The organism is Bacillus sp. ISL-75 (assembly GCF_018613095.1).
This window is the reverse complement of record NZ_JAGGQX010000004.1, coordinates 15,801-30,229: the sequence shown is the minus strand read 5'-3', so window position 1 is coordinate 30,229 and position 14,429 is coordinate 15,801. Positions and strand designations below refer to the sequence as shown.

Annotated in this window: 14 protein-coding genes and 1 other annotated feature; all 14 genes read right to left on the bottom strand. The window is 40.6% G+C overall.

The genetic code is table 11. The features are described 5' to 3' along the window. Position 1 precedes the first annotated feature (1 nt). Positions 2-424 (bottom strand): 30S ribosomal protein S12, encoded by a 423-nt coding sequence (rpsL, locus tag J7E63_RS01140; protein ID WP_026565517.1) that lies wholly within the window; start codon positions 422-424, stop codon positions 2-4. Positions 425-525: 101 nt separating this feature from the next. Then, complete coding sequence (locus tag J7E63_RS01135) at positions 526-774, bottom strand: 50S ribosomal protein L7ae-like protein (protein ID WP_215009931.1); 249 nt, start codon at positions 772-774, stop codon at positions 526-528. A 135-nt stretch (positions 775-909) separates the two neighbouring features. Next, positions 910-4,509: a DNA-directed RNA polymerase subunit beta' gene (rpoC, locus tag J7E63_RS01130; protein WP_215009930.1), complete on the bottom strand. Its 3,600-nt coding sequence runs from the start codon at positions 4,507-4,509 to the stop codon at positions 910-912. Between the two features lie 216 nt (positions 4,510-4,725). Next, positions 4,726-8,283, bottom strand: a complete 3,558-nt coding sequence (rpoB, locus tag J7E63_RS01125; protein ID WP_215009929.1) for a DNA-directed RNA polymerase subunit beta — start codon at positions 8,281-8,283, stop codon at positions 4,726-4,728. 252 nt (positions 8,284-8,535) lie between these two features. Further along, the gene (locus J7E63_RS01120; protein ID WP_215009928.1) at positions 8,536-9,138 is read right to left on the bottom strand and encodes a class I SAM-dependent methyltransferase; all 603 of its coding nucleotides are present in this window, start codon (positions 9,136-9,138) and stop codon (positions 8,536-8,538) included. A gap of 105 nt (positions 9,139-9,243) precedes the next feature. Continuing rightward, on the bottom strand, positions 9,244-9,603 hold the full coding sequence (gene rplL, locus J7E63_RS01115) for a 50S ribosomal protein L7/L12 (protein ID WP_098933846.1): 360 nt from the start codon (positions 9,601-9,603) through the stop codon (positions 9,244-9,246). Positions 9,604-9,661: 58 nt separating this feature from the next. Then, positions 9,662-10,162, bottom strand: a complete 501-nt coding sequence (gene rplJ / locus J7E63_RS01110) for a 50S ribosomal protein L10 (RefSeq protein ID WP_088084975.1) — start codon at positions 10,160-10,162, stop codon at positions 9,662-9,664. Between the two features lie 33 nt (positions 10,163-10,195). Further along, positions 10,196-10,343: a sequence feature (ribosomal protein L10 leader region), on the bottom strand. A 53-nt stretch (positions 10,344-10,396) separates the two neighbouring features. Continuing rightward, positions 10,397-11,095, bottom strand: coding sequence for a 50S ribosomal protein L1 (gene rplA / locus J7E63_RS01105; protein WP_088084974.1), 699 nt, complete (start codon positions 11,093-11,095; stop codon positions 10,397-10,399). Between the two features lie 102 nt (positions 11,096-11,197). Next, entirely contained in the window at positions 11,198-11,623 is a 426-nt protein-coding gene (gene rplK / locus J7E63_RS01100; protein WP_007085303.1) for a 50S ribosomal protein L11, read from the bottom strand. 233 nt (positions 11,624-11,856) lie between these two features. Then, complete coding sequence (nusG, locus tag J7E63_RS01095; protein ID WP_214716665.1) at positions 11,857-12,393, bottom strand: transcription termination/antitermination protein NusG; 537 nt, start codon at positions 12,391-12,393, stop codon at positions 11,857-11,859. 320 nt (positions 12,394-12,713) lie between these two features. Further along, positions 12,714-12,896 carry a preprotein translocase subunit SecE gene (gene secE, locus J7E63_RS01090; protein ID WP_215009927.1) on the bottom strand — a complete coding sequence of 61 codons (183 nt, stop codon included), beginning with the start codon at positions 12,894-12,896 and terminating at the stop codon, positions 12,714-12,716. A 47-nt stretch (positions 12,897-12,943) separates the two neighbouring features. Beyond that, positions 12,944-13,090 carry a 50S ribosomal protein L33 gene (gene rpmG / locus J7E63_RS01085; RefSeq protein ID WP_088084971.1) on the bottom strand — a complete coding sequence of 49 codons (147 nt, stop codon included), beginning with the start codon at positions 13,088-13,090 and terminating at the stop codon, positions 12,944-12,946. Positions 13,091-13,199: 109 nt separating this feature from the next. After that, on the bottom strand, positions 13,200-13,877 hold the full coding sequence (gene sigH / locus J7E63_RS01080) for an RNA polymerase sporulation sigma factor SigH (protein WP_215009972.1): 678 nt from the start codon (positions 13,875-13,877) through the stop codon (positions 13,200-13,202). A 42-nt stretch (positions 13,878-13,919) separates the two neighbouring features. After that, entirely contained in the window at positions 13,920-14,429 is a 510-nt protein-coding gene (locus tag J7E63_RS01075) for an NYN domain-containing protein (RefSeq protein WP_214716663.1), read from the bottom strand.

The window sequence follows — 14,429 nt, the reverse complement described above, 5'->3', positions numbered from 1 at the left end:
TTTATTTCTTAGCAGCTTTTGGTCTCTTTGTACCGTATTTAGAACGTCCTTGCATACGGTTATTTACACCAGCTGTATCAAGTGCTCCACGTACGATGTGATAACGTACCCCTGGTAAGTCTTTTACACGTCCTCCACGGATAAGAACAACGCTGTGCTCTTGAAGATTGTGTCCAATACCAGGAATGTATGCTGTTACCTCAATACCATTAGTCAAACGTACACGCGCATATTTACGTAACGCTGAGTTTGGTTTCTTTGGTGTCATTGTACCAACACGAGTACATACACCGCGTTTTTGTGGTGATGATACATTCGTTTGTGATTTTTTGAAACTGTTATAACCTTTATTTAACGCAGGTGATTTTGACTTTTCCTCTTTAGATTGACGAGGCTTGCGCACTAATTGGTTAATAGTTGGCATTTGTGTTTCCTCCCTTCATTATTTGTAAGCCCACACATCCAGGTGGTTCATTTTTTCGCAAAAACAAAGTTTTTGCAGACTCGCTATCTACAAAAACGCTTTTAGCTGATAATTGCAACAGTTGAAGCACCAACTTCAATCCCGCATGCCTTCCCGAGTTTTTTCATCGAGTCAACATATAGGATAGGAACATTTATATCAAGAGCTTCTTTAACAACTTCTGCTGTTACTTTCGCATCAGCATCACTTGCTATGATCAACTCTCGCACATTACCATCTTTAAGTGCTTTGACTGTTTGTTTTGTTCCTATAACGAACTTTTGTGCCTGCAATACTTTTTCATAAGACATAATTCATATCCTCCAAAGTATCAGGTGAATAGGAGCACCTTTGATATAGTACCATCTTTACAAATAGATGTCAACACGACTTTGAAAAATTTCTTAAAATAAGGAATCTGCTAGTTAGCAGATCCCTTATTATCATTAATCAATAGTAACTGTTTCTTCAGAAGTGGTATCACGGAGTACAGGCTCAGCTTTACGATAACGCGGCATTCCTGTTCCAGCCGGAATCAGCTTTCCGATAATAACATTTTCTTTTAGACCTAGTAATTCATCACGTTTACCTTTGATGGCTGCATCGGTAAGAACTCTTGTTGTTTCTTGGAACGATGCTGCAGATAGGAATGAATCAGTTTCAAGCGACGCTTTGGTAATACCAAGTAATACTGGACGACCTGTAGCCGGTAATTTGCCAGCTAACAATGCCTTTTCATTCGCATCAGTAAACTGATGGACATCAAGAAGCGTTCCTGGAAGAACATCTGTTTCACCAGCATCACCCACACGAACCTTGCGCAGCATTTGACGGACCATTACTTCAACGTGCTTATCACCAATTTCTACCCCTTGCATACGGTAAACCTTTTGTACTTCTTTTAATAGGTACTCTTGAACAGAGGTAACATCTTTTACTCTGATTAACTCTTTCGGGTCAATCGAACCTTCAGTTAGTTCTTCACCACGAGCGACATGATCATTTACTGCCACTTTCAAGCGTGCTGTATATGGAGCATTGTAGGTGCGTGATTCAACTTCACCTTGAACAACAATTTCATGTTGGCGATCACGGCCTTCATTAATTCCAACAACAACACCTTCAATTTCAGTGATAACTGCTTGACCTTTAGGGTTACGAGCTTCAAAAATCTCTTGGATACGCGGTAAACCTTGAGTAATATCGTCTCCCGCAACACCACCTGTATGGAAAGTACGCATTGTTAACTGTGTACCCGGCTCACCGATGGATTGCGCTGCAATAATACCTACAGATTCACCAACCTCAACCTCTTGACCAGTTGCCAAGTTGCGGCCATAACACTTCTTACATACACCATGACGGGTATTACATGTAAACGCGGACCGGATTTTTACTTGTTCAATACCTGCTTCGACAATAATTTCTGCTAAATCCTCAGTAATCAGGCCATTTTCAGGAACAAGTACTTCCTTGGTTTCTGGATGTCTAATCGCAGTTCGTGCATGACGGCCAATTAGACGTTCATCCAATCCTTCAATAATTTCAGTTCCGTCTTTTAATGCACTGATTATAAAGCCACGGTCTGTTCCACAATCATCTTCACGGACAATAACATCCTGTGCAACGTCAACAAGACGACGTGTTAAGTAACCAGAGTCAGCCGTTTTAAGGGCAGTATCAGCAAGACCTTTACGCGCACCATGAGTGGAGATAAAGTACTCTAATACGGTTAATCCTTCACGGAAACTTGATTTAATCGGTAATTCAATAATTCGCCCAGCCGGGTTGGCCATCAGACCACGCATACCAGCTAGCTGGGTAAAGTTAGATGCGTTACCACGGGCACCGGAATCACTCATCATAAAGATTGGATTCGATTTATTCAGGGATTTCATTAGTTTACCTTGAATGGTGTCTTTTGCGGCACTCCAGATCGCAATAACACGATCGTAACGCTCATCTTCAGTAATTAGACCACGTCTGAACTGCTTCAAAACGTTATCTACTTTACCTTGTGCTTCTTTAAGAATTTCCTGCTTTTCAGGAAGTACGACAATGTCAGCTACACCAACCGTAAGTCCTGCTTTCGTTGAATGCTTAAAGCCCAAGTCCTTCATGCGGTCAAGCATTTTTGACGTTTCGGTAATTTTAAAACGCTTGAATACTTCAGCAATGATATTTCCAAGGATTTTCTTTTTGAACGGATCAATTAATGGCATTTCTTGAATTTTCGCCTTAATGTCTTCGCCTTTTTCAACAAAATATTTTACAGGTGTTTCTACTTCCAAATTGTGTCTAGTTGGTTCATTAATATACGGGAATGATTTTGGCAGAATTTCATTGAAAATAAGTTTACCAACCGTTGTGATTAATAACTTATTATTTTGTTCTTCTGTGAATGTTTCATTTCCTAATGAGCCCGCATGGACAGCTACACGTGTATGCATGTGAACATAGCCGTTTTGATAAGCAAGTACTGCTTCGTTCGTGTCTTTAAAAATCATTCCCTCACCGACAGCGTCATCTCTTTCCAAGGTTAAGTAATAGTTACCTAAAACCATGTCTTGAGAAGGTGTAACAACTGGCTTACCATCTTTAGGGTTTAAGATATTTTGTGCTGCAAGCATTAATAAACGTGCTTCTGCTTGTGCCTCTGATGAAAGCGGCACGTGAACAGCCATTTGGTCACCATCAAAATCTGCATTGTATGCTGTACATACAAGAGGATGAAGACGAATCGCACGGCCTTCAACAAGTGTTGGTTCAAATGCTTGAATCCCTAATCTATGCAATGTAGGGGCACGGTTTAATAATACCGGATGCTCTCTGATTACATCTTCAAGTACATCCCACACATCTGGAGATACTCTTTCTATTTTACGTTTTGCAGATTTGATGTTATGCGCTAAGCCCTTTTCAACGAGTTCCTTCATAACAAATGGCTTAAATAGTTCTAACGCCATTTCTTTAGGAAGTCCGCACTGATACATTTTTAAGTTCGGTCCTACAACGATAACGGAACGTCCAGAATAATCTACACGTTTTCCAAGCAAGTTTTGACGGAAACGGCCTTGTTTTCCTTTTAGCATATGGGAAAGTGACTTCAATGGACGGTTACCTGGTCCTGTAACTGGACGCCCGCGGCGGCCGTTATCAATCAAGGCATCAACTGCTTCTTGAAGCATCCGTTTTTCATTCTGAACAATAATGCTTGGAGCACCTAAATCTAACAAACGCTTTAAGCGGTTATTACGGTTTATTACACGACGATAAAGATCGTTTAAGTCAGATGTCGCAAATCTCCCCCCATCCAATTGAACCATTGGACGTAGTTCAGGAGGTATAACTGGAAGAACGTCAAGAATCATCCATGAAGGCTCATTTCCAGAACCACGGAATGCTTCCAGCACTTCAAGGCGTTTAATCGCACGCGTACGACGCTGACCTTGTGCACTTTTTAATTCCTCTTTTAAGGCGTCTACTTCCTTGTTTAAATCGATATCAAAAAGAAGTTTTTTAATTGCTTCTGCACCCATGGCAGCTTGGAATTTGTTTCCGTACTTTTCACGGTATGCCCGATATTCTTTTTCAGATAATAGCTGCTTTTTATCAAGAGCTGTATCACCGGATTCCGTCACTACATAAGAAGCAAAGTAGATGATTTCCTCCAAAGCCCTTGGTGACATGTCTAAAACAAGTCCCATTCGGCTTGGAATTCCTTTAAAGTACCATATATGTGAAACTGGTGCAGCAAGCTCGATGTGCCCCATTCGTTCACGACGAACTTTAGCACGAGTTACTTCCACACCACAGCGGTCACATACTACGCCTTTATAACGGACACGCTTGTACTTCCCGCAATGACATTCCCAGTCCTTCGTTGGACCGAAAATTCGTTCACAGAATAAACCATCCTTTTCAGGCTTTAATGTACGATAGTTAATCGTTTCTGGTTTTTTGACTTCTCCGAAAGACCATGAACGGATTTTGTCCGGTGAAGCAAGACCAATCTTCATATACTCAAAATTATTAACATCCAGCAAGGGGCCTACCTCCCTTTTGATATCTCCAGGTTTTACCCTTATTGCGTTATAAAGCGGAAGCGCGCGTCTTAGCCCCGACAAGCATAAGACGAGATCCGCAAGAAGGCGTCTTTTGCCTTCTGGAGGATTTTGGCTTATGACCTCGAGGGGTTGCGCGCTGCAGCTAGGAATCAAGTTTAGTTGGAGTGCAGATTGCACTCCAACTAGCATATATTATTACTCTTTTGAACCGACTTTTTCAGATTCAAATGCTTGCTCAGGAACGATGTTTAACGTATCGACTTGTTGTAAGTCATCGTCATCTTCCGTATCGCGCATTTCAATTTCTTCTTCATCACCAGAAAGAATTTTTACATCCATTCCAAGACTCTGAAGTTCTTTAATTAATACTTTGAATGATTCAGGAACACCAGGTTCCGGAACATTTTCACCTTTAACAATCGCTTCATATGTCTTCACACGACCAACAACGTCATCTGATTTAACAGTAAGAATTTCTTGAAGTGTGTATGCTGCTCCGTATGCTTCAAGTGCCCAAACTTCCATCTCACCAAAACGCTGTCCGCCAAATTGAGCTTTACCGCCCAATGGCTGCTGCGTAACAAGTGAGTAAGGACCAGTTGAACGGGCATGGAGTTTATCATCGACCATGTGTGCGAGTTTAATCATATACATGACACCCACAGAGACACGGTTATCAAATGGTTCCCCAGAACGGCCATCATAAAGGACCGTTTTCGCATCACGAGCCATTCCTGCTTCTTCAATCGTTCCCCAAACATCTTCTTCACGCGCTCCATCAAATACAGGAGAAGCGACATGAATACCTAGGTAGCGAGCTGCCATCCCAAGGTGAAGTTCAAGCACCTGTCCAATGTTCATACGTGAAGGTACGCCCAGTGGATTTAACATGATATCAACAGGTGTACCATCTGGTAAAAACGGCATATCTTCTTCCGGTAAAATACGAGAGATTACCCCTTTGTTACCATGACGTCCCGCCATTTTATCTCCCTCAGAAATCTTACGCTTCTGAACGATATAAACACGGACTAGTTGATTCACACCTGGTGGCAGTTCATCGCCATCTTCACGATTAAAGACTTTTACATCAAGAACAATTCCGCCGCCGCCATGTGGAACTCGTAGTGACGTATCACGAACTTCACGTGCCTTTTCACCAAAGATCGCGTGTAAAAGACGTTCTTCTGCCGTTAATTCTGTAACTCCTTTTGGCGTAACTTTACCAACTAGGAGGTCTCCGTCTTTAACTTCCGCACCCGTACGGATAATTCCACGCTCATCCAAGTTGCGAAGGGCATCTTCACCCACGTTTGGAATATCACGTGTAATTTCTTCAGGTCCAAGCTTTGTATCACGAGATTCTGACTCGTATTCTTCGATATGGATAGATGTGTATACATCATCTTTAACAAGACGTTGACTCATAATAATCGCATCTTCATAGTTATAGCCATCCCATGTCATAAAGGCAACAAGGACGTTGCGTCCAAGAGCTAATTCACCAAGTTCCATTGATGGACCATCAGCAAGAATTTCGCCTTTTGTTACGCGGTTGCCCACAGCAACGATTGGACGTTGGTTATAACATGTTCCTTGATTGGAACGGATGAATTTTAACATACGGTACTTATCAAGATTACCTTTAACCTCTTGACCATCAACAACATTAATGCGACGCACCCATACTTCACGTGATTCTACATGCTCAACAATACCTTCGTGCTTACAGATAACCGCAGCACCTGAGTCTTTACCGGATACGTATTCCATACCCGTTCCAACTCTAGGAGCTTCTGGCTGCATAAGCGGTACTGCTTGACGCTGCATGTTCGCACCCATAAGGGCACGGTTGGAGTCATCGTTTTCAAGGAATGGGATACACGCTGTTGCCGCAGACACAACCTGCTTTGGCGATACATCCATATAATCAATTCGTTCACGTTTAACTACCGTGTTTTCACCACGGAAACGAGCAACAACATCTTCATCGACGAATGAACCATCATCACTTAGACGAGAATTCGCTTGGGCTGTAACATAGTTATCTTCTTCATCAGCAGTTAAGTAATCAATCCGACTCGTAACTTTCCCTGTATCAGGGTCGACACGACGGTAAGGTGTTTCAATAAACCCAAAACGGTTTACTTTTGCATAAGATGATAACGAGTTAATCAGACCAATGTTCGGACCCTCTGGCGTTTCGATCGGACACATACGACCATAGTGGGAGTAGTGAACGTCACGAACTTCGAACCCAGCGCGCTCACGCGTTAAACCACCAGGCCCTAGGGCAGATAGACGACGCTTGTGTGTTAATTCAGCAAGCGGGTTGGTTTGATCCATGAACTGCGATAACTGAGAGCTTCCAAAGAACTCTTTAATCGAAGCAATAACTGGACGGATATTGATCAATTGCTGTGGTGTGATTGTTGCTGTATCTTGGATTGACATTCTTTCGCGAACTACACGTTCCATACGGGATAATCCGATTCGGAACTGATTTTGTAGGAGTTCTCCTACAGAGCGAAGACGTCTGTTTCCTAGATGGTCAATATCATCTGTATCGCCTACTCCATGCAATAAATTGAAGAAGTAGCTAATCGATGCAATGATATCAGCAGGTGTAATATTTTTAATTGGTTCGGCCACATAGGCGTTACCTAAGACATTAATTACTTTTTCATTTTCATCGCCAGGAGCATAAATCTTAATGTCCTGAAGAGTAATTTCCTCATCGACTACGCCACCATAAGGATTGAAGCCTTTGAAATTAATATTCTTTTCCAAGGCTGGTAAGACTCTATCCAGGTTTCTCCTGTCTAGAACTGTTCCCTTTTCAGCGATAATTTCGCCCGTTTCAGGATCCGCAAGGGATTCTGCTAAGCGCTGGTTGAATAAGCGGTTTTTAATATGAAGCTTTTTATTAATTTTATAACGACCTACATTCGCAAGATCATATCGCTTTGGATCGAAGAAACGCGAAATTAATAGACTCTTTGCGTTTTCAACAGTAGGGGGTTCACCCGGACGAAGTCGCTCGTAAATTTCTAGAAGCGCTTTGTCAACACCTTCTGTATTGTCCTTCTCTAATGTGTTACGGATGTACTCGTTATCACCGATCAATTCGATGATTTCTTGATCAGAACCGAAGCCAAGTGCACGCAAAAGAACCGTAACGGGCAGTTTCCGAGTACGATCTATTCTCACATATACGACATCTTTGGCGTCTGTTTCATATTCCAGCCAAGCGCCGCGGTTCGGAATGACAGTAGCCGAGTAGCCACGTTTTCCATTTTTATCGAGTTTCCCACTAAAGTAAACGCTCGGAGAACGCACTAATTGTGAAACGATAACACGCTCTGCCCCGTTAATGACAAACGTACCCGTTTCAGTCATAAGTGGAAAATCACCCATAAAAACATCTTGATCTTTTACTTCGCCTGTTTCTTTGTTTACAAGACGTACTTTTACACGTAATGGAGCAGAATATGTAACGTCCCGTTCTTTTGATTCTTCAACAGAATACTTTGGATCGCCAAGGCTGTAATCAATAAATTCTAGTGATAGGTTACCAGTAAAGTCTTCTATTGGTGAAATGTCCTGGAACATTTCACGCAAACCCTCATCAAGAAACCATTGATAGGAAGAGGTTTGGATTTCAATAAGATTTGGTAACTCTAAAACTTCACTGATTCGTGCGTAACTTCTTCGTTGGCGGTGTCGTCCATACTGAACTAGTTGACCTGTCAACTGATTCACCCCTCAAATCAAGCGTTATTATTAAAATCTATAAGCGTTTATGGATCAGAATTTTACTTCCTTTCCAATAAACAAAAAGAAAAAGGGTTTTTTACTAAAAACCACATTTTCACATTTTGACTATTATTTTGTCATCATTTCCTCAATATCCCTTTTTTATACACTGAAATTAAGTATTTAAAGGAATAATTCGGAAATTATTATGATGGCATTTTATAATGCTATCATAGTGACATTTTCAAGTCAACTTTTTTGTGCCTTTATGACAAAATAACCTTTGGATTTGTCAATAGTTTCGACGTGGTTAAATAAATTATTTAATTTTTCAATTGCGGATGGTGCTCCTTGTTTCTTTTGAATGACAACCCAGAGCTCTCCCTGAGATGTAAGATGCTCGAAGCTTTGTTCAAAAATATCATGAACCGTTTTTTTCCCCGCTCTAATCGGTGGATTTGTTAAAATAGCAGCAAACGTGTTTTCTTTTACATTCAGCAAACGATCACTTTCATATATCTTAACGTTCTGTATCCGATTAAGTTCTGCATTTTCCTTCGCCAAAGCAATTGCCCGTTCATTAACATCAATCATATGTATCATACGATCATGGTAAGATTTCGCAATCGAAAGACCAATTGGTCCATAGCCGCAGCCTACATCCAGGAGTAATCCATCTGCATTCGGCATTTCAAAAGACTCAATTAATAAACGTGAGCCGAAATCTACTTCTCTTTTTGAAAAAACACCGTTATCCGTTTTAAAACGGAACTGGTTATTTTTTAAAGTGTAATCCCAAAATTTCGGGTCACTTTCAACCTTCTGCGTTCGAGAATAGTAGTGTTCAGACAACTGACTCACCTCCGAGGAATATTAATAATTGAAGATAAACGAGGACTAAAAATTTAGTTAAGGCAAAAAAAGCCCGCTTATACAGCGAGCTTTTTTATAAGATTATTACTTAACTTCAACGTTTGCTCCAACTTCAGCAAGTTTAGCTTTAACTTCTTCAGCTTCTTCTTTAGAAACGCCTTCTTTAACAGCTTTTGGTGTGTTGTCAACAAGGTCTTTTGCTTCTTTAAGTCCAAGACCAGTGATTTCACGAACAACTTTGATAACCTTGATTTTTTGATCGCCAGCGCTAGCTAGGATAACATCAAATTCAGTTTGTTCTTCAACAGCCGCTACAGCTGCGCCACCCATTGCAACTGGAGCTGCAGCAGTTACGCCGAATTCTTCTTCGATTGCTTTTACTAGATCGTTAAGTTCTAAAACAGTCATAGTTTTAACTGCTTCAATGATTTGTTCTTTAGTCATGATAAATTTCCTCCTTAGTTTTCGTTCAAATTTATTTGATGTGCGTATTCAGGCTAACTTACGCGCCTTGTTCTTCTTTTTGTTCTGCAACTGCTTTTGTAACAAGAGCAAGGTTGCGGATTGGAGCTTGTAGTACGCTGAGTAACATAGATAGTAAACCTTCGCGTGATGGTAGGTCTGCAAGAGCTTTAATTTCTTCGGCTGTTGCAACGTTTCCTTCAATTACACCCGCTTTAAGTTCAAGTGCTTCATGTTTTTTCGCAAAGTCATTCAAGATCTTAGCTGGTGCTACTACATCTTCAGTACTGAACGCAATTGCGTTAGGGCCTGTTAATGCAGCGTTTAATCCAGCAAGTTCAGCAGCTTCAGCCGCACGGCGAACCATTGAGTTTTTGTAAACTTTAAATTCAACGCCTGCTTCACGAAGTTGTTTACGAAGTTCAGTTACTTCTGCAACTGAAAGACCACGATAATCAACAACAACTGTTGATACACTGTTCTTTAACTTATCAGTAATTTCGTTAACGATTAGTTGCTTTTGTTCGATTACACTGCTCATCTTTACACCTCCTGTAGATTGTCTACATTCATACTAGGCAAATAAAAACCTCCATATCAATCGGTGACATGGAGGCAGCATACAACAGCTGAATAATTCAGCCAATTCTATAGCATTACCTCGGCAGGAAATTAAGCGCGCCTAGCGCACCTGCTGTCTTCAGTACAAATGTTATTATTTTAAACAACAAAATAGATTATATAAAATCTATACTAGATTGTCAATTGGTAAAATTTATTTAACTGCTACAGATGAAGGATCAACTTTAACGCCAGGTCCCATTGTTGAAGCAACAGTTACATTCTTCATGTAAGTACCTTTTGCTGCAGATGGTTTCACTTTTACCATAGTTTCAAAGATAGTGTTGAAGTTTTCAACAAGCTTCTCGTTTTCGAAAGATGCTTTACCGATTGGCACGTGAATGTTACCAGACTTGTCAACGCGGTATTCAACTTTACCAGCTTTAATTTCATTAATCGCACGAGTCACATCAAATGTAACTGTACCTGTTTTAGGGTTTGGCATTAAACCTTTAGGTCCTAATACACGACCAAGTTTACCAACTTCACCCATCATATCAGGAGTTGCTACGATTACATCAAATTCAAACCAACCTTGTTGGATTTTGTTGATGTACTCTGCATCACCTACATAATCAGCACCAGCTGCTTCTGCTTCTTTTACTTTTTCACCCTTAGCGAAAACTAGAACGCGTTGCGTTTTACCAGTTCCGTTTGGAAGTACAACTGCACCACGGATTTGTTGGTCAGCTTTCTTAGGGTCAACACCTAAACGGAATGCTACTTCTAGAGTTGCATCAAATTTAGTGAAGTTTGTTTTTTTAGCAAGATCAATTGCTTCTGCAATTGGATATGCCTTTAGGCGATCTACAAGCTTTGAAGCTTCTAAATACTTCTTACCTTTTTTAGCCATTTTTATTTCCTCCTAGATTGTGGTTTTAGCGAATTACTCTCCCACGAATAAAGGTTGCGCAGAAACGCAACCCCACTCATTCAACACGAACAGTTACATGAATTAGTCTTCGATGACGATACCCATGCTGCGTGCAGTACCTTCGACCATGCGCATTGCTGCTTCAACGCTAGCTGCGTTTAGGTCAGGCATTTTTTGTTCCGCAATCTCGCGTACTGTATCACGCTTTACTGTTGCTACTTTATTACGGTTTGGTTCACCAGAACCAGACTGGATTCCAGCTGCTACTTTCAAAAGAACGGCAGCAGGAGGAGTTTTCGTAATAAATGTAAATGAACGGTCTTCAAATACCGTGATTTCAACAGGAATGATCAAACCAGCTTGATCTGCTGTACGAGCGTTAAATTCTTTACAGAATCCCATGATATTAACACCGGCTTGACCTAGTGCAGGACCAACTGGTGGCGCAGGGTTTGCTTTCCCAGCAGGAATTTGTAATTTAACGACTTTAATTACTTTTTTAGCCACGAGACACACCTCCTTAAAGTCCGTGATGTGGTAATAGGAATCCGTTAGGAATCCTCCCACTCAGGCATCTGTCTTTATCTATTGATCATAAAGAACTTGACATAAGTCTTGTCTCACAAGGAGACATACTGACCTATGAAATATTACCACTTTTTAAAAATGATTTCAAGTTTTTTTACAATATAACATTATTTTCTTTGAATATCGCCGCAATTGAGGCGCTTCTGCTTGTCTTAATCTAGCTTCTCGATTTGTGTGAAATCCAGTTCTACCGGGGTATCACGGCCAAACATATTGACAAGAACCTTCAGTTTTGCGCGATCCTTATCCATTTCTTCCACAGACCCAGTAAAGTTCGCAAATGGGCCTTCCTTCACGCGAACTGTTTCACCAATCTCATAATTAGCATCGACGCGATTTTCGGAAACCCCCATGCGTTTTAAAATAACGACAACTTCTTCCGGAAGCAATGGAGTAGGCTTCGATCCACCACCAGATGAACCAACAAAGCCGGTTACACCCGGCGTATTCCGAACCACATACCAAGAATCATCAGTCATTACTATTTCAACTAATACATAACCAGGGAACACTTTGCGCTTTACTACTTTTGTCTTGCCATTTTTGATCTCAGTCTCTTCTTCTTCAGGGACAACCACTCTGAAAATCTTATCTGTCATACCCATCGATTCGACTCGTTTTTCTAAATTCGCTTTTACCTTATTTTCATAACCTGAGTAAGTATGTAAAACATACCAATTTTTTTCCATTTAAGAGGACTTGAACGTCCGTCCCTCCCTATTTCTTATTCAAAAACAAAAGGCGCAAGCGCCCGTTTAGCTGCGTATGGACTGGAGCACTCCAACTGAGATAAAGGAAACACGGAGAGCGTTAGCGATTCGATGTTGACTTATCGTAGGGCGGAGAGCGAAGTCCACTAGCCGCTGGGCGCTGGAGCTGGATTCAGAGAACTATTCCAAGATATCCATAATAATTACTTCATGATTTCCAAACAAACAAAAAACCCGTGAAACGGGCTTTAGATAAAAATTCCTTTATTAATCACCATTATACCATGAAAGTGGATTTATTATTCAAGAATTAAGCGAATCAATTTTGAAATCCCTAAATCTAGAACCGCAAAGAACGCTGCAAAAAAAACAACGGTCGATAGTACAGTAAGTGTCGAGCGAGTTAGTTCCCCACGTTTTGGCCAGCTAACTTTTCTCATCTCACGGAGAATATCACTGAAGAATTTAGTTATGCGCTGCATTTCTGTAACCCCCAAAATCTATAAATATCTGCAAAAATCTATGATCATTATTTCGTTTCTCTATGAATGGTATGGGTGGTGCAGGTTTTGCAGAATTTTTTCAATTCTAATCTCTCTGTTTGTGTCTGCTTGCTGATCGTCGAATAATTTCGCGAGCCGCAATCAGCACAGGAAAGGATTACTTTTTTACTCATAGTCGACACCTTTACCCAATTTTCTATTATATCCTTAAAAATGTAACATGAGTCCTAATTATTGTCAATAACCCTTGGAAACGGTTCAATTATATGACATATTTAATCATCAAAGTGAAAATTCACGAAGTTCTAAATATCTTTCCAGCTTTCTTTTGACACGCTGCAGAGCATTATCAATTGATTTCACATGGCGGTTTAGCTCTTCAGAAATCTCTTGGTATGATTGACCATCTAAGTAGAGAGCCAATACCTTCCTTTCTAAATCACTTAATAATTCAGTCATTTTCACTTCGATATGGTCAAATTCTTCCTGATTAATAATCAGTTCCTCTGGGTCAAGAACCTTTGTTCCTGACAAAACATCCATTAATGTTCGGTCCGATTCTTCATCGTAGATTGGCTTGTCCAATGAAACGTATGAATTTAATGGGATATGCTTCTGCCTTGTGGCGGTTTTGATTGCTGTAATGATTTGACGAGTTATACAAAGCTCTGCAAATGCCTTGAAGGAGGTAAGCTTGTCCTCCCGAAAGTCACGAATTGCCTTATACAGTCCAATCATACCTTCTTGGACAATATCTTCCTTATCTGCACCGATTAAAAAATAGGACCTTGCTTTTGCACGTACAAAATTACGATACTTATGGATTAAATAATCCAATGCTTCACTATCACCTTGGTGCACTAAATCAACAATTCCTTCGTCTTCCATTATCAGGAACTGCTGGTTGTTCTTTATTCCGAAGTCCGTACTCAAAGTAGATCCCCTCCACCGAACAAGCATAGATAGTAATAGTATACATGACAATTTTTTATTAGTCCACGTTCACTTTTGTCCTCTGCGCCACTTTTCGAAAATTTCTGCCATTTCCGCACTCATCTTTATTTTAGAAACGGGTCTTTTTTCTTGAATGGTTTTCACTTTCTTTTCGATGCCTCTTTCAATCGAAGACATTTCAATGAGCAATTCACGTGCAGACTTCCTTAATGCCCCTTGTCCAAAAATAGCCCATTGCTCTGTAAAGTCGGAAGTCGCTACATGAATTTGTGTTCTTCGATTACTTAAACTAATGGCCATTTTTTCAATCCGCTCATCTGCCGTCTCATTTTCTTTCGTAAAGATAACTTCTATTTTATGATTTTTATACTTCTTTTCCGTCCCTTGTACATAATAGGCATCGAATACCACAATCACACGGAAGCCTGAATAGGCTTGGTATTCAGCCATTCTTTCCACTAAGCGGTCCCGTGCAGCAGGTAAATCATGATCCTTTAAAGCTCTTAGTTCAGGCCAGGCTCCGATGATGTTGTAACCGTCCACAAGCAGGATATCCAT

Bases quoted from the DNA above. Each gene is read 5' to 3' on its own strand.
- rpsL (WP_026565517.1), bottom strand. From the start codon at position 424: ATGCCAACTATTAACCAATTAGTGCGCAAGCCTCGTCAATCTAAAGAG.
- J7E63_RS01135 (WP_215009931.1), bottom strand. From the start codon at position 774: ATGTCTTATGAAAAAGTATTGCAGGCACAAAAGTTCGTTATAGGAACA.
- rplL (WP_098933846.1), bottom strand. From the start codon at position 9,603: ATGACTAAAGAACAAATCATTGAAGCAGTTAAAACTATGACTGTTTTA.
- rplJ (WP_088084975.1), bottom strand. From the start codon at position 10,162: ATGAGCAGTGTAATCGAACAAAAGCAACTAATCGTTAACGAAATTACT.
- rplA (WP_088084974.1), bottom strand. From the start codon at position 11,095: ATGGCTAAAAAAGGTAAGAAGTATTTAGAAGCTTCAAAGCTTGTAGAT.
- nusG (WP_214716665.1), bottom strand. From the start codon at position 12,393: ATGGAAAAAAATTGGTATGTTTTACATACTTACTCAGGTTATGAAAAT.
- secE (WP_215009927.1), bottom strand. From the start codon at position 12,896: ATGCAGCGCATAACTAAATTCTTCAGTGATATTCTCCGTGAGATGAGA.
- rpmG (WP_088084971.1), bottom strand. From the start codon at position 13,090: ATGAGTAAAAAAGTAATCCTTTCCTGTGCTGATTGCGGCTCGCGAAAT.
- sigH (WP_215009972.1), bottom strand. From the start codon at position 13,877: ATGCTTGTTCGGTGGAGGGGATCTACTTTGAGTACGGACTTCGGAATA.
- J7E63_RS01075 (WP_214716663.1), bottom strand. From the start codon at position 14,429: ATGGATATCCTGCTTGTGGACGGTTACAACATCATCGGAGCCTGGCCT.